The organism is Bacteroides sp. ZJ-18, from assembly GCF_011038705.2.
Taxonomy (GTDB): Bacteria; Bacteroidota; Bacteroidia; order Bacteroidales; family Bacteroidaceae; genus Bacteroides; species Bacteroides hominis.
This window is the reverse complement of the sequence record NZ_CP072198.1, coordinates 3069932-3093142: the sequence shown is the minus strand read 5'-3', so window position 1 is coordinate 3093142 and position 23211 is coordinate 3069932. Positions and strand designations below refer to the sequence as shown.

Annotated in this window: 18 protein-coding genes and 1 pseudogene; 12 read left to right on the top strand and 7 right to left on the bottom strand. The window is 46.3% G+C overall.

The genetic code is table 11. The features are described 5' to 3' along the window. Positions 1-188 precede the first annotated feature (188 nt). From G7Y45_RS12325 to G7Y45_RS12300, 6 genes are all read left to right on the top strand, one after another. The gene (locus G7Y45_RS12325) at positions 189-599 is read left to right on the top strand and encodes a hypothetical protein (protein ID WP_005777052.1); all 411 of its coding nucleotides are present in this window, start codon (positions 189-191) and stop codon (positions 597-599) included. Positions 600-884: 285 nt separating this feature from the next. Continuing rightward, on the top strand, positions 885-1400 hold the full coding sequence (locus G7Y45_RS12320) for an isoprenylcysteine carboxyl methyltransferase family protein (protein ID WP_005777051.1): 516 nt from the start codon (positions 885-887) through the stop codon (positions 1398-1400). Positions 1401-1653: 253 nt separating this feature from the next. Beyond that, positions 1654-1911, top strand: a complete 258-nt coding sequence (locus G7Y45_RS12315) for a hypothetical protein (RefSeq protein ID WP_032530853.1) — start codon at positions 1654-1656, stop codon at positions 1909-1911. A gap of 255 nt (positions 1912-2166) precedes the next feature. Beyond that, positions 2167-3612, top strand: coding sequence for a sodium:solute symporter (locus G7Y45_RS12310; protein ID WP_165014612.1), 1446 nt, complete (start codon positions 2167-2169; stop codon positions 3610-3612). A 21-nt stretch (positions 3613-3633) separates the two neighbouring features. Beyond that, positions 3634-4239 (top strand): ribosome biogenesis GTP-binding protein YihA/YsxC, encoded by a 606-nt coding sequence (gene yihA, locus G7Y45_RS12305; protein WP_005777046.1) that lies wholly within the window; start codon positions 3634-3636, stop codon positions 4237-4239. Positions 4240-4255: 16 nt separating this feature from the next. Next, on the top strand, positions 4256-4855 hold the full coding sequence (locus tag G7Y45_RS12300; protein ID WP_022012410.1) for a DUF4923 family protein: 600 nt from the start codon (positions 4256-4258) through the stop codon (positions 4853-4855). 139 nt (positions 4856-4994) lie between these two features. Here the strand turns inward: G7Y45_RS12300 and G7Y45_RS12295 are convergent, their stop codons facing one another. The 3 genes from G7Y45_RS12295 to G7Y45_RS12285 are packed head-to-tail and all read right to left on the bottom strand — an operon-like array spanning position 4995 to position 9458. Then, positions 4995-5669 carry an ABC transporter ATP-binding protein gene (locus G7Y45_RS12295; RefSeq protein WP_005777044.1) on the bottom strand — a complete coding sequence of 225 codons (675 nt, stop codon included), beginning with the start codon at positions 5667-5669 and terminating at the stop codon, positions 4995-4997. Between the two features lie 18 nt (positions 5670-5687). Further along, positions 5688-8105 (bottom strand): ABC transporter permease, encoded by a 2418-nt coding sequence (locus tag G7Y45_RS12290; protein WP_165014609.1) that lies wholly within the window; start codon positions 8103-8105, stop codon positions 5688-5690. Between the two features lie 6 nt (positions 8106-8111). Then, entirely contained in the window at positions 8112-9458 is a 1347-nt protein-coding gene (locus tag G7Y45_RS12285) for a DUF4933 domain-containing protein (RefSeq protein ID WP_032530859.1), read from the bottom strand. A gap of 226 nt (positions 9459-9684) precedes the next feature. Between G7Y45_RS12285 and G7Y45_RS12280 the strand changes: the two genes are divergently transcribed. From G7Y45_RS12280 to G7Y45_RS12260, 5 genes are all read left to right on the top strand, one after another. Beyond that, positions 9685-11055, top strand: a complete 1371-nt coding sequence (locus tag G7Y45_RS12280; protein WP_032530860.1) for a sigma-54 dependent transcriptional regulator — start codon at positions 9685-9687, stop codon at positions 11053-11055. A 20-nt stretch (positions 11056-11075) separates the two neighbouring features. Continuing rightward, positions 11076-12395: a PAS domain-containing sensor histidine kinase gene (locus G7Y45_RS12275; protein ID WP_032530861.1), complete on the top strand. Its 1320-nt coding sequence runs from the start codon at positions 11076-11078 to the stop codon at positions 12393-12395. Positions 12396-12579: 184 nt separating this feature from the next. Then, a complete protein-coding gene (locus G7Y45_RS12270; RefSeq protein ID WP_032530862.1) occupies positions 12580-12975 on the top strand; it encodes a DUF1573 domain-containing protein in 396 nt (131 codons plus the stop codon). A 130-nt stretch (positions 12976-13105) separates the two neighbouring features. Next, positions 13106-15094, top strand: coding sequence for an OPT family oligopeptide transporter (locus G7Y45_RS12265; protein ID WP_005777032.1), 1989 nt, complete (start codon positions 13106-13108; stop codon positions 15092-15094). Between the two features lie 114 nt (positions 15095-15208). Beyond that, complete coding sequence (locus G7Y45_RS12260) at positions 15209-15985, top strand: N-acetylmuramoyl-L-alanine amidase-like domain-containing protein (protein WP_032530914.1); 777 nt, start codon at positions 15209-15211, stop codon at positions 15983-15985. 590 nt (positions 15986-16575) lie between these two features. On the opposite strand, the gene lipB is transcribed toward G7Y45_RS12260, so the two are convergent. Further along, the gene (gene lipB / locus G7Y45_RS12255) at positions 16576-17241 is read right to left on the bottom strand and encodes a lipoyl(octanoyl) transferase LipB (protein WP_032530863.1); all 666 of its coding nucleotides are present in this window, start codon (positions 17239-17241) and stop codon (positions 16576-16578) included. 65 nt (positions 17242-17306) lie between these two features. On the opposite strand from lipB, the gene G7Y45_RS12250 reads away from it, so the two are divergent. Further along, positions 17307-18146 (top strand): helix-turn-helix domain-containing protein, encoded by an 840-nt coding sequence (locus tag G7Y45_RS12250; RefSeq protein WP_005777027.1) that lies wholly within the window; start codon positions 17307-17309, stop codon positions 18144-18146. A gap of 116 nt (positions 18147-18262) precedes the next feature. Here G7Y45_RS12250 and G7Y45_RS12245 read toward each other — a convergent pair whose 3' ends face one another. From G7Y45_RS12245 to G7Y45_RS12235, 3 genes and pseudogenes are all read right to left on the bottom strand, one after another. Then, positions 18263-20473 (bottom strand): cation-translocating P-type ATPase, encoded by a 2211-nt coding sequence (locus G7Y45_RS12245; protein WP_005805402.1) that lies wholly within the window; start codon positions 20471-20473, stop codon positions 18263-18265. Between the two features lie 51 nt (positions 20474-20524). After that, positions 20525-20836: a heavy-metal-associated domain-containing protein gene (locus tag G7Y45_RS12240; RefSeq protein ID WP_005777023.1), complete on the bottom strand. Its 312-nt coding sequence runs from the start codon at positions 20834-20836 to the stop codon at positions 20525-20527. A gap of 50 nt (positions 20837-20886) precedes the next feature. Next, positions 20887-23102: pseudogene (locus G7Y45_RS12235) on the bottom strand (TonB-dependent receptor domain-containing protein). Positions 23103-23211 lie beyond the last annotated feature (109 nt).

The following is a 23211-nucleotide window of genomic DNA, read 5'->3' as shown; positions in this document are numbered from 1 at the left end:
CGCAATCAGGTTCGACACCGCCGAACGATCATTTTCAAGTATCAGATGATAAAAATTAATCTCAAATATTCCTAAATGTTCAGATCATATTTCTTACGGCATGAACAAGTGCGGTTCCCGATGGCTACCCCTTATACGTTGAACAACCAACGGCACATTTTTGTTATTATAGCTAAATAACTAAAATTATGAACTTACAAAAGACTACTTTCTATCTATTCACCCTCATTAGTTTAGTGCTTACATCCTGTAGCAGCGATGATGAAAACAAAAATGATACGCAGGTATTAGTCACTGTGATCAGTGCTGATGACAAACCCCTGTCTAACGAAATCGTCCAAATGTTCGATGAAAAAACTTATGAAGAGTTCAAAAAGGATAATCGAACGACTCCTACAGCATATGCATTAACCAACTCTAAAGGAGTGGCCACTTTCATTTTTACTTATGATGAGTGGTTCGAGTCAAGTAAAGACAGATTCTTTACTTTCGCCGTTCAATATGGCAGTGGTACGGAGAACTATGAAATATGGTCTTCGGGACGTACCATACGTTCGGGCTCAGTTACACAAATAGAGTTGAAGTTAAAACCTTTGTAAACGGAAAGCGGTTTTATAAGCGGTTCCAGGTTATAATCTCACGGAATTACTTTTAAAACCGCTTTTTAGATTTTATCTTCAGCAAATTCCTTTTTTCACAAATATCAAACAGATCAGAATGAAAGCCGCATATTTTTAACCAGTATTTAAAAACTCCTATGCCCATCCGCCAATTCATAGCTATTCTGAAATGAACTGAGTTTCGGCTCGTTTGTGCCGGGCATTCCTTCGTCATTTTGAGAACGAAAATAAAAAATTATCTTTGCTCCCTAAAATACAAAAACAATGCAGAATATCATTATTACATTTATCGTCTTTTTCACACTCAGATTGTTGTCCTTGGCCTATTCCATTCGTAACGAAAAACGTCTCCTGAAAAACGGAGCTGTACAATATGGTAAAGTTAATTCGTTATTACTGACATTAGCGCATGTCGCTTACTATTTATCCGCCCTTTATGAAGCGTATATTTCGGGAACTACCTTCAACTGTTTCTCCGTGTGTGGTGTTCTTGTAATGGGCTTTGCCTATGCTATGTTATTCTATGTCATCTATAAACTACACGATGTATGGACAGTGAAACTTTATATTGTTCCCGGTCAACGCATTGAAAAGAGCTTCCTTTTCAGGACGGTGCGACATCCCAATTACTATCTGAATATCATACCTGAGCTAATTGGAGTTGGTTTACTCTGTAATGCCTGGTACACGCTATTTATCGGGCTACCGATTTATGTATGCTTGCTGGCTGTACGTATCCGACAAGAAGAGAAGGTGATGAAAAAACTACTGGAAAACTAAATCCATTTCACCACAGACTACACGGATGAGCACAGATTCTTTAATCTTATTCTCAACGAAATTAATTATCAATCCGTGTAATCTGTGGTGAAATCAGAACCATTACAAATCTGAACTGAATCAGCTCCCACTTCTCACCGCTCCCAAACTGCCTCAAACAGAAACTTTTTATCCGTAACCAGTATTTGAATCGTTCTTTATCCATTATTATTTCTAAATTTGCCGGACTTATTTATAAAGCACCCCAGTCATAATGAAAACTATATCAAGAATCGCTACCGTTCTCGCGCTATTGGCCAGCATTATTCCTGTCTATGCCGTCATGGGCATCGTATTAGATTCCAATGGCGATGGAAATCTGTTAATAACACTCGGCACCCTGACACCTATATTGGGTGGCCTTTTGATGGGTATCGTGAAACTCGTGAAGAAATCACCAAAGTCTGCCACTATTTATTCTATAATAAGCCTCTCAGTTTCGGCAGTTGTTTATGCCGTCATATTGACATAAATATGGTTATTCATCATTTGCTTATCAATCGTTAATATCTAAATAAACGCAGCATAGGCGGGTGTTTCAACTGTTACAAGAGGGTGGGTTTACCTGCAACAGAGCGGTGCGGGTGATTACCAAACTTTTATTATTTATTCGTCTATAAATATTGCTGATCCATATATAAAATTCCATTATAGACCCGTAGAGATAAATATCAAATTTTAATTAGCAATCATCGTTTGCAAAATAAGTGTTACCTTTGTACCCGTTATGATGATACTTGTCACTATTGTATGTTACTTTGCCATTCTCTTGCTGATAGCCCGTATCACCGGACGGAAAGGAGGTTCGAATGCAGCGTTTTTCAAAGGAGAAAACCAGTCTCCGTGGTACATCGTTGCTTTCGGAATGATTGGCGCATCCATTTCGGGAGTGACTTTCGTATCTGTACCCGGCATGGTAAAGGCGATGGATATGACGTATATGCAAACTGTATTCGGATTCTTTTTCGGTTACCTGGCAGTTGCCCATATACTCCTCCCACTCTATTATAAACTCAACCTGACCAGCATATACACTTATCTGGATACCCGTATCGGAAAGCGCGCCTACCGTACAGGAGCTTCTTTTTTCCTTCTTTCGCGTATGCTGGGCACAGCTGCAAAACTATACCTCGTCTGTCTGATTCTATATACCTATGTGTTTCGCGACATGGGCATGCCATTCTGGAGTATTGCTGCCGGATCGGTAGCCTTAGTCTGGATATACACTCACAAGAGCGGTATTAAAACTATCGTCTGGACAGACACCTTACAGACCTTCTGTCTGATTGCCGCACTGATCTGTATCCTTGTTTTTGTCACAGCAAAACTAAATCTCGACTTCAGCGGAGTCATACAGACAATCAGTAACAATGAACACAGCCGCATTTTTGTATTTGACGACTGGATGTCACGCCAGAATTTCTTCAAGCAGTTTCTGAGCGGGATTTTCATTGTTATCGTTATGACCGGACTCGATCAAGACATGATGCAAAAAAACCTTTCTTGCCGTAGCCTGCGTGACGCACAGAAAAATATGTATTGTTATGGCTTCGCATTCGCCCCGCTCAACCTGCTGTTCCTCGGCCTTGGCATTTTATTACTGGTCCTTGCTCAGGAGATGCAGCTGGAACTTCCGGCAACCGGTGACGATATCCTGCCTATGTTTGCTACTCAAGGGTATCTGGGAGAAGGAGTGCTGATTCTATTCACAATCGGTATCATTGCCGCCGCCTTTAGTAATTCGGATTCGGCTTTGACCGCCATGACAACGAGCTTTTGCATCGATCTGCTCGACACAGGGAAAGACACAGAAGGAATAGCCCGTAAAAAACGAAACCGGGTACACATCGGGCTCTCTATTCTGCTCGTTTTCTTTATCTGCCTTGTCGATGCATTGAACAATCAAAGTGTTATTGATGCCATTTACATCATAGCTTCCTATACATATGGCCCTCTTTTGGGAATGTTTGCTTTCGGTTTGTTTACCCGACGGCAAACAAACGATCGGTACATACCGTTTATTGCGATAGTTTCACCGCTGATATGTTACGCAGCCGATAGGCTTGCCCGTCAGGAAACCGGCTATCAGTTTGGTTATGAATTACTGATGCTGAACGGTATGCTTACTTTTGCAGGGATGTGGATTGCATCAAGAAAAGCAACTAAAAAATGAATTTAAAAACTAACAAGAAATATGGAAATAACCAATGCTGAGTTTGTAATTAGTAACACGGACGTGAAAAAATGTCCTGCAGGCACCTTTCCCGAATACGCCTTTATCGGCCGATCCAATGTGGGCAAATCCAGCCTCATCAATATGCTGACCGCCCGAAAGGGACTGGCCATGACTTCCGCCACTCCCGGTAAGACAATGCTTATCAACCATTTTCTGATCAATAACAGTTGGTATCTGGTTGACCTCCCCGGATACGGATATGCCAGACGAGGCCAGAAAGGACAGGAGCAAATACGCACTATCATCGAAGACTATATCCTCGAGCGGGAACAGATGACCAATCTTTTCGTATTGATAGACAGTCGGTTGGAGCCCCAGAAAATAGATATAGAGTTCATGGAATGGTTGGGTGAGAACGGAATCCCCTTTTCCATTATCTTCACCAAAGCAGACAAGCTAAAAGGAGGACGACTCAAAATGAATATCAACGCATATCTGAAGGAGTTACGGAAACAGTGGGAAGAACTCCCCCCCTACTTCATCACTTCATCGGAAGAATGCCTTGGTAGAACAGAAGTATTAAATTACATCGAATCAATTAACAAAGAACTTTATTCAAAGTAAAAACAGAGATATCAAAATGAAAAGAGAACTATTATCATTGGCAGTTCTTGCCACACTGCTGCTTGTACCGGCCACAGGTCGTGCACAATCCATTAAAGATCTATTCAACAAAGACAATATTTCCAAAGTGGTCAATGCCGTCACCGGGCATACCGAAACAGTGGATATGACCGGAACCTGGCGTTATACCGGCTCCGCCATTGAATTCGAATCGGAAAATCTGCTGAAAAAAGCCGGAGGAACGGTTGCCGCTTCCGCTGCCGAACAAAAACTGGATGAACAATTAGCCAAACTCGGCATAAAAGAAGGGCAACTGAGCTTTACGTTCAACACAGACAGTACTTTTATCAGCACTTTAGGCAAACGCAAGCTGAACGGTACCTACTCTTATAACCCCACAACCGGCATGCTCCAGTTGAAGTACATGAAATTGATCCCCATGAACGCAAAAGTCAACTATACGACCCAGCAAATGGATCTTCTGTTTGAAGCAGATAAGTTACTGAAATTAATCACTTTCTTATCCAGTAAAAGCAGCAGTGCCACTCTCAAGGCCATCAGTTCATTGGCAGACAGCTATGACGGCATGATGCTTGGATATGAACTGAAACGATGAAGGCTTTTGAATGATGAACGGTAAACAACGATCAACGATGAATAATAAAGTAATTAGCGAGTAAAATAGGTTATCATAATTCTCTCTGTTAATCGCATTATTCATCGTTGATCGCTTATTGCTTATCATTCAAAAACCTTCATCGTTTGCTTTCCGTCAAAATGCACCCATCCATCATCCTCACAATACGGTTGGCCTCCCGCGCATTCTCTTCCGAGTGGGTCACCATTACAATAGTTGCCCCATCCTTATTCAACTCTTTCAACAAGGCCATCACCTCATTACCATTGGTAGAATCAAGATTACCTGTCGGCTCGTCCGCTAATATAATCCGCGGATTCGTCACAATGGCCCGGGCTATAGCTACACGCTGCTGCTGACCTCCGGATAGTTGTTGAGGATAATGTTCCGCACGATGGGCAATCTGCATTCTTTCCAACGCCTTGTTCACACGTTCCACACGTTCACGAACCGGTACTCCGGCATACAGCAATGGCAATTCCACATTTTCAAACACAGTCAGCTCGTCTATCAGATTAAAACTCTGGAAGACAAAACCAATATTCCCGTTCCGCATATCCGTCCGATCGTTTTCCGAGTAGCGGGAAACCTCTTTGTCAATGAACCACAGCTGCCCCGAAGTAGGATTATCCAGCAAGCCCAACATATTCAGCAAAGTTGATTTTCCACACCCCGAAGGCCCCATGATTGCTACAAATTCTCCTTCTGATATTTCGATGCTAATTTCGTTCAATGCGGTAGTCTGCACACTTTCTGTACGGAATATCTTTGTCAATCCAATTGCTTTTATCATAATCTTTCAGTTTTTTTATTATTCATATCTCAATGACTTTACCGGATTTTGTGAAGCCGTCCGCCAAGTCTGGCCAATCACCGTAAGCAAGGTGATGCCGGCTATAATCAGTCCCACCAACGGAAACAGCCACCAGCTGATCGCTGTTTGATAGGCAAAATCGCTCAACCAATAGTACATCAGGAGATAACCCGACGGACAAGCAATCACAAAGGCAATGCCCACCCATTTCAGGTATTCCAGACAGAACATCTTTACAATCCGATCCGAATGGGCACCATTCACTTTACGGATACCGATCTCTTTAGTACGCTGCCGGGTAGAGAGTGAAACCAGCCCGAACACTCCCATCATGGCTATAACAATAGCAAGTACGGTAAACGAAAACAGCATCCGGCCTTGTTGTCGCTCTTTCTCGTAATTCCGATTCAAAGCATCTGAAAAAAACTGATACTTAAACTCCTTGACAAACAGGGGAGCCATCTCCTCAAACTTCTTTTGAATAAACGCCAAAGTTTCCTGCTTATGCTCCGGAGAGATCTTAATGTGTATATTCACCAGACATTCCGGACTGTACATCAGGTATGCCGGTTTAATTTTTTCACGCAACGATTGAAAATTAAAATCCTGCACAACGCCCACAATACGTTTCTTAAAACTCCCCACACCAAAACCTCCGCTAATCTCCATACCCACGGGATCAGACACATTCATTGCCTTCCAGGCTGTTTCATTAATAATTATCGGAAAATCATACACTCCACTAAAATAAGCTCCGCCATCTGCCTTTAAAATCTCTCCTTTCAGAAGTTTCAGTCCGAAGGTATTCACAAAATTGCCATCAGCCCAAATACACATCATCCGCAGTGAATCGACCTTTCCTTCCGCATCCGTCCACTGCAATACATCACCCTGCCCCTTGCTATCTTCCATATAATCGGCAATTTCAGCCCCCATCGAAACACTGAGGATATTCGGATTCTTTAGAATTTCTTGTCGGAATCCATCAACGTTATACCATAAACTCGTATAGACAGAAACTATATTCTCTCTATTCAGACCTAAATCTTTATTCTGTAAATAATTCAATTGTTTGAATACAATGCCGGTATACAACAGCAGCGTGATGGCAATAACAAACTGTACGCAAAGCAGACCGCGTATCAGGCCTCCCTTTTTTCCCGACTTTTGTCCTCCTTTGAAAGCCATCAGCGGATTTATGGCCGAGAGATAAAATGCCGGATAACTGCCGGAAAGACATCCCACACCGACAATTCCCACAACAATATAGGCCAATACACTCCAGCTGAATTGCAGGGTAATATCTTTACCCATCATCTGATTGAAGAGTGGTAAAAGCAGTTCTGTCAGGGCTAATGCCAACACCAGTGAAATGAACGCCTGCACCAGACTTTCGGAAAGAAACTGCACAATCAGTGTTTTACGCTTGGCACCGGTCACTTTCCTCACTCCTATCTCTTTATAACGTAACGCTGCCCGGGCTGTAGAAAGGGTAGTGAAATTAAATGCCCCCATAAAAACAATCAATACGGCCAAAGCTATAAACAGGAAAATGGAAGTCATATTGCCGTGATTCCGGACAGATACATCTACAAAGTCGGTCTTTAAATGTATATCATTCAAGGGCTGAAACCGCAGTAAACGTTCTGCATGGACACGGTTACTCAACAAACGACTCATTTGGTTCCTGTCTGCATCGGACATCGACGAACCGGAACGCATTTTCACGTAGACATTCGCTTCTCTGCGATCCCAGTCTGTGCCGCTCCGGTAGATGCATACATTCTCGTTCATCTTATCAAATAATGCCTGTCCGACGACAGCATCAAATTGCAGATGACTCTTACGGGGCACTTTTACCACCCCGACTACCGTAAGGCTGTACTCAGTATCCATACCTTCGGTATATATCAGCTGTTGTCCGATTGCCGAAGCTGTACCAAAGAACTTTCGGGCCATTTTCTCGGAAAGTACTATATGGTTGAAGCCCGATTTGAGTTTGGAAGGATCACCTTCTGCCACTTTGAAGGGAAACATATCAAAAAATGTCGTATCGACACATATCATATCAGCAGAAAGATTCCGGTCCTTCAAGCACAAAGACCTTAACTCCCTGGCTTTAACGTATGTTGCCTGTTCCACCTGAGGGAACTCTTTACGAAAAGCTTCGGCCAAGGGTATGGCTGTAAAAGGGCTTTCCACTATTTCCCCACTCTCAGTACAATTGGCTTCAATCACCCGGAATATCCTCCCTGCATCCGGATTATAATCTTCAAATGTCAATTCATCCACTACCCACAAATAAATCAGGAATGCAGCTGCCATGCCCAATACAAATCCCAACATATTAATGGTAGAAAACAGGAAGCTCCGTTTTATCAACCGAAGAGCTACTTTTAAATAATGGCTTATCATATTTACCTATTTAATAATTAACCAGATATTATCAGTCTTACTCAACTTCTCCACTTGCCCATTTTCCCGCATCTGGGCCGGATACAACTCTAACAAAGAACTTTTAGAGAAAAACCGGGCCGGATTGCCTTCTATACTCCGGTTGGGCCAGAAAGGTAAACTTTCCGGCAAATCGGCAATGATAAGCGGCTGCTCCGGATTCACTTTATCAGACACCACAGGCAAGGAGAAAAACTCTCCGCTCCGCTTGTCATACACCAGAGAATAAAGTTTCACACTCCTGTTTCTACGGGCATTTATGCTATCATATCCTTTATCGATACTTAAGAAAAGGAAGCGATCCGTATCAACGCACGAAGTGAGGAAATAAGAGTTACCCACATCAGCCCCACCGGCCACCTGGGCCCCTGCCAGATGGGGCAATGAACCGAAATCGAGTTTATAGGCAACTTCCAGAGTCGAAGCATTTTTTATTCTGTATATCTTACCGCCATACGCATGGTAGAACATGGTGTTGCCTTGATAATAGTAAACGATATCCCCTTCAGCCTCAAAAAGCCGGGCCTTGTACCGCTCGTTATCCCCCAATACGAAATGGCAAAGCGTATCACCTTTCAATCCCATCGTATAAAGTTCATCCGAACAACTGACACGCATTCCATAACCGTCGGGCATGGAAAAAAGATAATTTCTGTCTATCGGGAGCTTACTGCGGATAGACTTTAACTCTACCGGCTGAGGAGATGCCAGCAACTCTGCCCAGGAAGTAACCACTAAATGCGCTTTGCCCGTCTTCATATTCCGGCATGTAAATCGCAATTGCCCCTTGGCAGGATCATAATAAAAATCTCTCAGGAAATATCCTCCTTCAACTTTCACTGAACCACCTCCGCTGTGAATAACCTTTAAATCCGAACGAACCAGCATTTTCTTTTTCTCAAAATCCCGGTCCAGCAACCAAAGTCCGTCTTCGGCAAACACCAGAAAGTCATCATCAATCCTAATCAGTGAGCTCCCATCACATCGGGGTTCCATCTTTTTATAATTCACCTCCTTCCCCAAATCACTGAGCCGGAAAGGACGGACATTCTTCAATGCCGATTCAACATTCAGCACAATCGCACCTTCAGTCATGATCCGGGGCTGATATTTGATACCCGGAGGAGCCTGATAATCTTCCGCAAACTCCGATGGTGCGCTTTCTTCAACCGGAGAATCCTTTTGAGTTCTGTCTTTGACAAATTCTTTTTTCAGCTCTTCCTTACTGACTCCCGGATTCTTACTGCCACAAGCTGACAAGCAGATAATGCCTGCCAGAAACAAACTTTCAATGTAACAACATCTTCTCTTCATACCGTTCTTCTTATTTCCTGTTCATACTCCGATGCCCCAATGCCATGCGTTATTTTAATAAGATAATGACAAGAAGCATACCAAATAAGCACTCCCCTATTTATCAGCCGATTGGCGCAAACAGCAAACCGGTATTTTGCACGATACCGTGCACTTTTTGTACGATATCGTACACCGCTTATTCAAACATATTCCCTATCTTTGTCGCTATACAAGACATCCGACTATGACACTAAAGCGAGGAAGAATACTGATTGCGGACGACAATGAAGACATCCTCTTCACGTTGAAGATGTTGTTGCGTCCCATTGCGGAAACAATAACCGTCACCACCGACCCGCGGGAATTGTTGCCGATTCTCTCACGTACCCATCACGACGTAATACTGCTGGATATGAACTTCCGCAGCGATGCCGTAAGCGGACGTGAAGGTTTCCGATGGCTGGAAGAGATTCTGAAACTCGATCCCAAGGCCGTAGTAATATTTATCACCGCATACGCCGATACGGAAAAGGCCGTACAGGCCATCAAGCAGGGAGCCACCGATTTTATAGCCAAGCCCTGGCAGAATGACAAGATGATAGCTACGGTATCTGCCGCACTGCAACTCAGTTTCAGCCGCACGGAGGTGGAATCTCTCAAAGAACAGAAAGAGGCTTTGGCAGCACCCTCGCCCGAACCAACCCGCATTATCGGTGAATCGGCCGCCATGCAAGCCATCTTCCAGACCATCCGTAAATTGGCCGATACGGATGCCAACCTTTTATTGTTGGGCGAGAACGGTACTGGGAAGGATTTGATAGCCCGATATGTATACGAACAGTCGCCCCGCAAAAATGGGATATACGTACCGATCGATTTGGGTAGTATCCCCGAAACACTGTTCGAGAGCGAACTTTTCGGATATGAAAAAGGAGCATTCACGGATGCACGGAAAAACAAACCCGGCAGGCTGGAAGTGGCTTCGGGAGGTACGTTGTTCCTCAACGAAATCGGCAATCTCAGCCTTCCGCTACAAGCCAAACTGCTTTCGGTCATCGAGCAACGGAAGAGTTCCCGACTGGGAGCCACTGCCTCTTACCCGGTAGACGTGCGGCTGATATGTGCCACCAACACCGACCTCTATACGGCTATCGACAACGGACAGTTCCGGCAAGACCTCCTCTACCGCATCAATACCATCGAAATACGCATCCCTCCATTGCGTGAACGGGGAAACGACTTGTTCCTGCTGGCCGACCATTTCTTGCAACATTACCGGAAGAAGTATAAAAAGGAAGTCCGTACCATCTCGAAAGAAGCCCGCAAGCGCATGCAGCTCTATCACTGGCCTGGCAATGTACGCGAACTGGAACACACCATCGAGCGGGCCGTCATTCTCTCAGGAAGCTCCACCCTGACACCCGACGATTTTATGCTCCGTCCCGCCCTGCAGGAACAGCCCTCCGAAAAAGAGAGATACAACCTTGAACGGCAGGAACGGGAAACTATCGATGAAGTACTCCGCCTTTGTGCCGGCAACATCACAGTGGCCGCGGAAATGCTGGGCATCACCCGTACATCGCTGTACAGGCGCATTGAAAAGTACGGATTATAAGAGCACCAAACAGAAACAACATGAAACAAAAATGGGTGAAACATCCCCTCTTATTAACGGCAGCGTTGCTGCTCTGCTGTTTTATCACCATCTGGCTCGGCATGCACGGGTTTTATATCAGTCTGCTTGTTGCGGGCTGTGTCACCCTTTTCGTGGCTTACACCATTTACCGGTATATCCTCCGTTCCGCACGTGCCATGGCACAACTCATCTGGGCCATTCGTTATTCCGATTTCCTCTCCTTGCCCGCACAGCGAGAAGAGCACCTCCATTCGCTCCCTGCAGAACTTTGGGATGAACTGAACGAAGCCTTGGACTTCTATAAACAGAATCTTCAGAAAAAAGAGAGCCAACTCCAGTATTTTCAGGCTCTGGCCAATCATATCGACCTGTCGGTCCTTGTCTACACCCCTTCCGGAAAGATAGAATGGCTGAACGAAGCCGCCAAAAGATTATTGGGAAAATCCACACTGAAAAGTGTCGAAGATCTGGCCGACTTCCAACCCGAACTTCCTTCGCGGCTCTATTCGCTCAAAGCCGGAGACCTGTCTGTATTGCAGGTGCAAAAGGAAGAAGAAAAAATACAACTCGCACTCTCAGGCATGGAGTTCGTCATACAGGGACGTCCCCTGATCGTAGCAAGCATGAAGAACATACACTCTGTATTGGACAATCAGGAGACGGAAGCCTGGCAAAAGCTGATCCGGGTACTGACGCACGAAATTATGAATTCCATCACTCCGGTCACCTCTTTATCGGAATTGCTGGAACAGCAGATAGGCAACTTCGACGGTGATGCCGAAGAACGGAAAGAAATACTCCAGATGTTACAGACCATCCGCCGGCGGGGCGACGGACTGATCCGGTTCGTGAACAGCTACAGGGAAGTATCCCATCTCCCACAACCGCTCCTGAAAATATATACAGACCGGGAATTACTGGCAGGGATAGCACAACTGATGCATACAGACCGGGATGACTTGCACCTGGTATTGCCGGACAAGCCCCTGCGTCTTATTATAGACAAGGATCTGATAGAACAAGTACTTATCAACCTGATCAGGAATGCCCGCGAAAACGATGCAACCGACATTCGGCTGTCGACCGGATTAAGCTCCGGCGAACGTCCGTATATAAGGATTGAAGACAATGGGACGGGAATCGAGCAGGAAGTGCTCGAACGTATTTTCGTACCGTTCTTCACTACCAAAACTACCGGTTCGGGTATCGGACTGACCATCTCACGACAAATCATGCACCTGCATCACGGCACCATCACCGCTTCGTCCGAAACAGGTAAAGGCAGTACCTTCACCCTCCTGTTTCCACCCCTTTTTTAAGGAGGGTGTAGCCATCCGGGGCATTGGGTGTAGCCATCCGCACCTTAGGGCTACACCCTATACACCGGATGGCTACACCCTCTCCATCAGACGGTTTTTAATACAATTTCACCGTCATACGACACCATTTATCAAAAAAAGCCTTAACTTTGTCGCCCACGAAACCATAAAAAAGAAATAGAAAATGAAGAAAATACTATTTTTTATCACTATGATGGTACTGAGCGTCGGTCTTGTCCAGGCTCAAGGTAAAGCAGAAATAAAGTTTGATAAGACAACACACGACTTCGGGACATTCTCTGAAAACAACCCGATTGTCAGTTGCACATTCAAGTTTACGAATATCGGCGATGGTCCGCTGGTCATCCATCAGGCAGTGGCATCATGCGGATGCACCGTACCCGAATATACCCAGGAACCCATCATGCCGGGAAAAACAGGTACAATTAAAGTGACTTACAACGGAACGGATAAATATCCGGGACACTTCAAAAAGTCGATTACCCTGCGTACAAACGCCAAAACAGAGATGATACGTCTTTTTGTGGAAGGCGACATGACGGCCAAAGCCTCAAAGTAAGCAAAAATAAATAACAACAAAGAGGAGAATCTTTCGGGATTCTCCTTTTTTTTTGCTTACTTTGAGGCTGTTTTGAAAAACCAACCGTTTGGAAATCCGATAAACTATACATAAACTACAAAAAACAATTATGAAACAAGAAGAAGACAAATTTACGGGCTTGCCCGAAAACGCGTTCCGGGAACTAAAGCCGGGAGAAGTGTACAACCCGCTGATGAGTCCGACGAAAACGTATCCGGAGGTCACTCTCTGGTCGGTAGCATGGGGAATCGCCATGGCCATCCTCTTCTCTGCTGCCGCAGCCTATCTGGGACTCAAAGTGGGACAAGTATTCGAAGCAGCCATCCCCATCGCAATCATAGCAGTCGGTGTGTCCGGTGCAGCCAAGCGTAAAAACGCACTCGGCGAAAACGTAATCATCCAGTCCATCGGTGCCTGCTCGGGTGTCATCGTAGCAGGAGCCATCTTCACACTGCCTGCCCTCTACATCCTGCAAGCCAAATATCCGGAAATGTCAGTCACCTTCATGCAAGTATTTATCAGTTCACTGCTGGGCGGTGTGCTGGGTATCTTGTTCCTGATTCCTTTCCGCAAATACTTCGTAAGCGATATGCACGGTAAATATCCTTTCCCGGAGGCAACAGCCACTACACAGGTGCTGGTGTCGGGCGAGAAGGGCGGCAGCCAGGCAAAACCATTGCTGATGGCCGGGTTAATCGGAGGTCTGTACGACTTTATCGTGGCAACTTTCGGCTGGTGGAACGAGAACTTCACCACCCGCGTCTGTGGTGCGGGTGAAATGTTGGCAGAGAAAGCCAAACTGGTATTTAAAGTAAACACCGGTGCAGCCGTACTGGGTCTGGGCTATATCGTAGGATTGAAGTACGCTTCCATTATCTGCATCGGTTCATTGGCCGTATGGTGGATCATCGTACCGGGTATGTCCCTTTTCTTCGGCGACTCTGTACTGAACCAGTGGAATCCGGAAATCACCGCCACTGTAGGTTCCATGAGTCCGGAGCAGATCTTCTCCCATTATGCCAAAAGCATCGGTATCGGCGGTATCGCCATGGCGGGAGTGATCGGTATCATCAAATCATGGGGCATCATCCGCAGCGCAGTGGGACTGGCAGCTAAAGAGATGGGAGGAAAAGGAGACGTGGAGAAAAACGTCATCCGTACGCAACGCGACCTCTCCATGAAGATCATTGCCATCGGTTCCATCATCACGCTGATCCTGGTGGTGCTGTTCTTTTATTTCGACGTAATGCAGGGTAACCTGGTACATACACTGGTAGCCATTTTACTGGTAGCCGGAATTTCATTCCTGTTCACCACCGTAGCGGCCAACGCCATCGCCATTGTAGGTACCAATCCGGTATCGGGCATGACGCTGATGACGCTGATTCTGGCATCGGTTGTAATGGTAGCCGTCGGGCTGAAAGGTCCTTCGGGCATGGTTGCCGCATTAGTGATGGGCGGTGTAGTCTGCACAGCCCTCTCTATGGCAGGCGGTTTCATCACCGACCTGAAGATCGGCTACTGGCTGGGCAGTACGCCCGCCAAGCAGGAAGCGTGGAAGTTCCTCGGAACAATCGTATCCGCTGCCACCGTAGGCGGTGTAATGATTATCCTGAACAAGACATACGGATTCACAAGCGGACAACTTGCCGCACCGCAGGCCAACGCGATGGCTGCTGTAATCGAACCTTTGATGAGTGGTGTAGGCGCCCCCTGGCTGCTGTACGGCATCGGTGCGGTGCTGGCCATCATCCTGACGTTCTTTAAGGTTCCTGCACTGGCGTTTGCGTTGGGTATGTTCATCCCGCTCGAACTGAATGTACCGCTCGTAGTGGGCGGAGCTATCAACTGGTATGTCACCACCCGCAGCAAAGACAGTGCGCTCAACACCGAACGGGGCGAAAAAGGGACGCTGCTGGCATCCGGATTCATTGCCGGAGGTGCCCTGATGGGTGTAGTCAGCGCTGCCATGCGCTTCGGCGGAATCAATCTGGTGAACGATGCATGGCTCAACAATACCCTCTCACAGTTGGCTGCCCTGGTAGCTTACGTACTGCTAATCCTGTATTTCATTAAAGCATCCATGAAGGTAAAATGAAGTATATAGCTGAATTTCATGCATCCGGGAGGAGCGTATGTCAATCCGGCTCCGCGACGGAGTGAAATTCTCCAGATGACATATAAAGAAACTCACGAAACAACATTTATAAAGATGAAAACAATTCGTACACTTTTGTTATGTACCAGCCTATTGGCCGGAACAGTTGCAGCACAGGAGAACAGTCTGGTGCTGAGTAACGGACTCGGGTTCGTTGATACCCCCTATAAGGCAGGTACCCTTGAAGTAGACGATGCAGAAGACCTCATTATCAATTGTGACGAGGTGGACTGCACCACTTTCGTAGAATATGCATTGGCAATGGCACTCTGCCCGCAACAGGGAGACGACATGCAGGAAAGTGACTTTGCCCGTAACCTGCAACGTATCCGCTATCGCGACGGAAAAATTGACGGTTATACCTCTCGTCTGCATTATATATCCGACTGGATCAATAATGGTGTCCGCCAAGGCTTTCTTGAAGACGTAACGGCTGCCCACAGCCCTTTCACACAGAAACTGTCGATCTCTTACATGAGCACACATCCGCAACTCTACAAATCGTTGAAGAACTCTCCGGAAAATGTAGCGCAGATGGCAAAGTATGAAAAGGCACTGAGCGGTAAAGAGGTTCATTACCTGCCGAAAGACAAACTGGAGCCGGACGGATTGCCCTGGATCAAGAATGGGGACATTATTGCCCTGACCACCAATACTCCGGGGTTGGACGTAAGCCACATGGGCATTGCCATTTACATCAAGGGACAGCTGCACCTGCTGCATGCTTCGTCCAAAGAAGGCAAGGTAATAGTAGACAAGAGTGCACTGAGCCAGATGTTGAAAGACAGAAAATCACTGACAGGTATCAGAGTGCTGAGAATGAAGAAATAAACCGGAAACAAACCATACCGGACTTATCTGATCCCCGAAACCATTTTGATGCGTTTCGGGGATTTTTCTTTTCAGTAAGAAAGAGAATAGCCTTATTTCCTGACAGCCCCTTCTGCTTTTCAACGGCAACGGGAAGCACAGAAGACGGAAAACAGGACTTTTCTTCCCGAAAAGCCGGGGTTTTGCGTCCGGAGAGCCGGGGTCTGCCCCGAAAAGAGCCGGGATTTCTATGAAAAGAAGTAAGCATTCGACCCGAAAGACGGTTGCATTCCGCTGAAATGCTTACTTCTTTTCAAATTATCTCTATATGTTTTCCCACTTTACATCTGTTGTTATGGTTTTATCGTTAAAAAGAGAAGGATTATTCTCTGGTTGCATACCGTAAACGAACGAGTCCCGACTGTCAAAAAGAAAGCCGTAAGCATCCATTGATACAACTCTTCACGCATTTAGCTTCGCCACACTTACATCATGCCAACTCTTAAAGTCTTTCGGCATCAAACATAAAATCGCCAACCTGTAAGGAGGGCGATTTTACCAGGCAACCGTATCATTGGATGCAAACAGAGCAAACCAGAGAGGTCTGATTATCATTTTGACAAAAGGAAAGTAAGCAGTTCGCTCCCCAGCCTCTCTTTTACCTCGTCCATATCAACATTGTGTCCGAGTTCTTTCTGAAGGGAAGTCACGCCTTTATCGATAAAACCGCAAGGATGAATGTAACTGAAATAGCGTAAATCGGTATTCACATTCAGCGCCAGTCCATGCATCGTCACGTAATGACTGCTCCGAACCCCTATCGCACATATCTTACGGGCACGGGGCGTATCACCTTCCAGCCAGACTCCTGTCGCCTTCTCTAAACGGCTGGCCTCGACGCCGTAAGATGCACAGACACGGATAACGGCTTCCTCCAGCAAGTGTACATATTCCTTCAGCCCCAATCCGAACTCCTCAAGATTAAGAATCGGGTAACACACCAATTGCCCGGGACCATGATAGGTGATATCGCCGCCACGGTCGATGTGATAGAGGGTGGCACCGATAGCCTTCAGTTGCTCCTCTCCCAGCAGCATATTATTTTCCTTTCCGCTACGCCCCAGAGTATAAACGTGCGGATGTTCACAAAAAATGATGCGATTCTCGTACTTTTCTCCGCCCTGCTTGGCATGGACGAGGGCATCGAACCATTCCGTCTGTCGGCTCCATGCTTCAGAATACGGAATAAGTTCCCAATCGGTTGTAATTGTTTTCATACGGACAAAGATAAAGAAATAAAAGAAAATGTGTATATTTGCGTGATTCAAAAAAAGAAAGTAATATGAAGTTTGACTTTCCACAAGTAGATCTCCCATGCGAACTTCTGGCATGGAATGATGTAACTGAAGATATCTTGAATATCTACAAACAATCGTGCAGGCTGAAAGCCGGCATCTTTGCTATTTGTACGGAAGGTAAGATGACCGCAACCATTAACCTGATCGATTACGAAATAAAACCGAACGATCTGATCACACTGCTGCCGGGCACTATCATCCAGTTCCGCGAACGGACAGAGAAAGTACGTTTATGCTTCGCCGGATTCTCGTCGGAATGTGTAGAACGAATCAACCTGATAAAATCGATGGTCAGCTCTTTCTCTAAGATAACCGAGTGCCCGATTGTGGAATTACAGGAGGATATAGCCAGTTATCTAAAAGATTACTTCTCCCTGTTGGCACGAGTGACATGTGATGAAAGGTTCTCTCTTCCCTCCGAGATGACGGAAGTATCTTTGAAATCTATTCTGACCGCCGTCGGACTGATTTATCAGAAATATTCCCGGAAAGATCACAACACGAACCGTAAAGAAGAAATCTGCCGCGAATTGGTAGGATTGGTCACAGAGCATTATGCGGAGGAACGCCGTGCCCAGTTCTATGCAGACAAGTTGGGAATATCACTGCAACACCTCAGTACCACAGTCAAACAAGTGACAGGACGCAACGTACTGGATGTGATAGCCTATGTGGTCATTATCGACGCGAAAGCCAAATTGAAATCGACTCACATGACCATTCAGGAGATTGCCTATTCGTTGAACTTCCCCAGTGCTTCTTTTTTCGGAAAGTACTTCAGGAGATATGTAGGCATGAGTCCGCTGGAATTCAGAAACAGCTGACACCTTTCGTGGCAAAAAGATTTTCACCACAGAGGCCACAGAGTATTCATGTTGATCATCCATGACTTGAAGTTTACTCTGTGTCCTCTGTGGTGAGTTTGTTTTGAAAGGACTTGTTATTTTCTGGCCAGACTCAATGAATTCAGTACTACACTAACACTTGAGAATGCCATTGCCGCACTGGCAAGCATCGGGTTCAGCAACAGTCCGTTGATAGGGAACAGGATGCCGGCTGCAATAGGGATACCTATGAGATTATAGATAAATGCCCAGAACAGATTCTGGTGAATCAGTTTCACAGTCTGTCTTGACAACTCGAAGGCGCGGGGGAGCAACAGCAGGTCGGATGTCATCAACGTAACCATTGCTACATCCATGGCTATATCCGTCCCCTTCCCCATCGCTATGCTGACATCGGCCAGTGCCAACGCCTGTGAGTCGTTAATTCCGTCACCTACCATAGCTACGGTTTTTCCCTGCATCTGGAGTTCACGCACAAACTCTTCTTTATCATCCGGCAAGGCATCTGCCACAAAGCGGTCGATGCCCAACTTACCCGATACGGCAAGTGCCGTGCGCTGTCCGTCGCCGGTCAGCATACAAATGTCGATCCCCTGACGTTTCAACTCTTTCACAGCCTCGGCCGAAGTCGGCTTTATCTGATCGGCAATGGCAATTACGGCAAGCACCTCACTGCCACGGCCAAAGTATACAATGCTGTTTCCATCCGATTCGTATTGCACCATCATTTCGGCAAGCACATCAGAGAGCGAAGCGCTGAAATCTTTCAGTAACTTGTGGCTACCCACCCAATAAGTCTCCCCTTGATAAACCACCTTGATTCCTTTTCCGGTGATACTCTCAAAGCTGTCCAGTTGGGCAGGAACTATTTTCTCCACTTCCTGCAGAGAAGAGACAATGGCTCCGGCAAGCGGATGTTCGGATTTAAGTTCGGCCGCCAACAGGACATTCTTGAAGTGCTCTTCCTGCACCTGTGCCCAAAGCCATCCGGAAACCGTGGGATGTCCCTCGGTCAACGTCCCGGTTTTATCGAGCACCACTACATCTACTTTACGCATCTGCTCGAGGGCAACCGCATCCTTAATCAGGATATGATTACTGGCTGCTTTGCCTATGCCCACCATCAGAGCGGTAGGTGTGGCAAGTCCCAGAGCACACGGACAGGCAATGACCAGTACGGATACTGCCGAAAGCAGGGCGTGTGAGAAATAATCGGTACCTCCCACCAAAAGCCAGATAACAAACGTCAGCACGGCAATACAAAGCACGACAGGCACAAAGATTCCGGTCACCCGGTCTACGATGCGCTGTACGGGCGCTTTACTCCCCTGAGCCTCCTGCACCATGCGGATGATGCGTGCCAGCACCGTCTCGCTTCCTACACTGGAGGCTTTAATCACAAAAGAGCCTTTCTGGTTGATAGTTCCCGCCAATACACGGTCGCCCGTTTTCTTTTCTACGGGAATCGGTTCGCCGCTGATCATACTTTCGTCTACATAAGATTCTCCTTCGGACAACCGCCCGTCTACGGGAATCTGCTCACCGGGACGTACCACCACCAAGTCGCCTGCCTGCAACTGGTCTATCAGGATATCTTCTTCAACTCCTCCCCGAAGCACACGGGCCACACGGGGTTGAAGTCCCATCAACTTCCGAATGGCAGTAGAGGTATTCCCCTTGGCACGCTCTTCCATCAGTTTACCGGTCAGCACAAAAGCGATGATGACTACTGCCGCCTCATAGTAAACGTGAGGTTCAAGTCCTCGGTTATACCAGAATTCGGGAAAAAATGTGTTGAAGACGCTGAACAGGAAGGCGATGGAGGTACTGAGTGCCACCAGGGTATCCATATTACTCCTCCCCAAACGTGCCTGCCGCCAGGCATTGACATAGAAAGAACCTCCGAAGAAAATCATCACGGGAAGGGCGAGTATCAACTGAATCTCGTTAGAGAAGGGCACATGCATCAAGACCATAGAAAACAGCAACATGGGGACAACGAAGATCCATGCACCGATGACCTGCCGCTTCAGCAGTCGGTAATGTTTCTCCTGGGCCTCCTCCTGACGCTCCTCTTTCAGGGCCTCTTCCACTATCAGGTCATAACCTGCGGCAAGTACGGCCGCACGGATTTCTCCGGGAGTCAGCTTGTCGGCTTCGTACGAAACGGACAGTGTGTTTGTGGCGAAGTTGACCGATGCGTCTACCACACCGGCCAATTTCTTCACTGTTTTTTCCACATTATTAGCGCACCCCGCACAGTGCATGTTCAGTACAGGAAACGCTTTCTTTATAATATTACCCATAATCTATTATTATATATACTATCTAATAAACAATGAGGTAAAGAACAATGTTCACTTCTTGTCCGTTTCCTTTGCTTCCTTTATGACTACAGCTTCGTATTTAAATTTCCGAAAGCCTTCTTTCAGTTTTTCAACATTCGTCTTTTCCGCATCGTAAGTGATGGTGACGGTTTGAGTTTTCAAATCAGTCTTAAAGTTTTTAAGTCCTTTTTCGAACTTGATATTGTTCTTCACCTTTCGTTCGCAGTTGGCGCACTCCATCTGTGCCACTTTGAAAACAACGGTACGAAAGTCTTTTGCCGCAACGGCAGTCACCGAAAGTAAAGCCACCACCAGTGTGGCAATCATTTTTTTAGTCTTCATGAATGTAAGTATTAGTAATCAATAATTTTAGTCGTTCGTTCTACTCTCTTTCAATCTCGTGCCAGGTTAAACCTCACTCCGATATATCCCTTTGCTCCATGTACCGGTCCCCATATCATAGTCGAGTCAAAATGATCTCCCCAAGGATTGGCTGCATCGATAATCGGATTCTTTTGTTTGAAATTTGTCAGGTTCTCACCTCCAATGTATACCGACCAACGACGGAAATAGCGCGTCACCTGTGCACTAAGCTGACTAAAGCCTTTATAACGGGCATCCCACGAAGGAGTGCCGTCAGCAAGTGTATACGGATCGGGCATACGTCCTCCTCCATTCATCTGCCAGGTGGCATCAAACTGCCACAAGCCCAGCGGAGTCTGATAAGAAGCGGTTACAAGTCCTTTGTATTTCCCGGTCAGCGGCTTCTCCATCAACCGGTGATTGTAAGTCGTCTTGGCGTCTGTCCAACGATAGGCAGCTGTCAGCGAAAAACCCTGAAAGAACGGATAGGTAGCCTCCACCTGAAACACTTGTGAATACGACCGTCCGTCGAGATTGTAGAATGCCACCTCATGGGGATTCGTATCCATATCGACAACGACCTGTTTCAGGAAGTCGGTGTAATAGTATTCCAGATTCAGGTTCAGCGTTTTCCCGAAAAGCGGAATGTAACCCGATATACTTGCGCCATAGTTCCACGCTTCTTCCTGGTCGAGGTGACCGGCAATACTTACCTTCCGGCTACTTGCCATCAGATAATTGTTTTCGGCAAGCACGTGATTCGTACGATACCCTTTTCCGGCAGAAAGACGGAAATGAACAAAGTCATTGGGGTTGTATTAATGTGGGCACGTGGAGTCACGAAAAAGCCGTACTCACTGCTATGGTCGCCACGAAGTCCGGCCATCACCACCAGTTTATTCTCCAGATTAAAAGTGTACTGCGCATAAGCTCCTCCTACCGATTCGCGTGCAAAAGCCTTCGTCAACGGAGTGTCAGCATTGTTGGTCAAACGGTAATGCTGGTCATATCCGTCATAATTATAACTGAATCCCGCCGAAAGACTGTGTTGCTTTGTAAATTCGGTTTCAAACATCAGCGAAGCATAAGCGTTGGACTGGTCAACATCATAAATCTTACGTCCATAAAGCGCATCCTGGTTGTGCAGCGTACCGGACAGAATCAGCGCAAGATTCGTATTCTTCTCCTTATTAAATATATAGGCATTCTTGGCAAAAGCCTCGTAACGGCGGGTTTCAATATCGATAGCATAGCGATCGGCTGCCGGCACGCCGCTATGACTCACCTGACCGCCTTTTCTGCTTTCGTCCAGCGCTTTGATGCCTGCCTGAAACACATAGTGGTCACCCATATAGGCCCAACGGTTCCAAAAATTATACTGCTCTATCCGGGGAATATCGGCAAAGCCGTCATCGTTGCCGTCATGTGCTTTCGTTTCATTTTCGTAATGTGCCAGCAACGAAGTACTCCATCGTTTGGAAAGTTTCACCGTGGCATCCGCATTCGCCTCATAACGATTGGTGGTACTGGCAAAAAGATTGGCCGAAACCCAATCCGCCTCAGGCAGTTGCGGCTTCTTAAATTCAACATTGATCTGTCCGGTAAGGGCTTCATAACCATTCTTCACGGACGAAATCCCCTTGGATACTTGTATGCTGTGCATCCAGGGACCGGGAACATAACCCAACCCGTAAGGAGAAGCAGCACCGCGATAGTTCGGAATATTCTCGGTCAGCATCTGCACATAAGTTCCCGATAGTCCGAGCAACTTGATCTGCTTCGCTCCGGTAGCGGCATCCGAATAGCTGACGTCCACTGAAGGATTGGTGACAAAACTCTCACCAAGATTGCAACATGCTGCACGACAGAGCTCGTCACTGGTAATGATCTCTTCGTTCATCACGCTGTTGCGCAGCTTCAGTGTGCTCAACTTACGACTGACAATATTCACTTCACTCAGTTCCATCCCCTCGCGAAGTACTACGTCCAGAACGGCGTTCTTGTCTTTCACTTGTATGGTATCGTTTTCGTAACCTACAAAACTTACAATGAGATGACTGCCCCTGTCGGGTTTGGATATGGAAAAAGTACCGTCCTCACGAGTGGCTACCCCACCAGGAATATTCTTCCAGAAAACGTTGGCACCGATAATCGGTTCGCCGGCCTGATCTTTCACCGTACCGCTCACTTGCGCTTGTACAGTCAGACTGCCGAGAAGCAGTCCGGTCAATAATATATATTTCATTAAATAACTTCGTTTGTCTTTTTTATTTGGTTTATATTCAATAAGAAATAAGTAGGATTCACCACAGATTACACAGAAGAACACAAGTTGTCCCGCTTCAATAATCAAC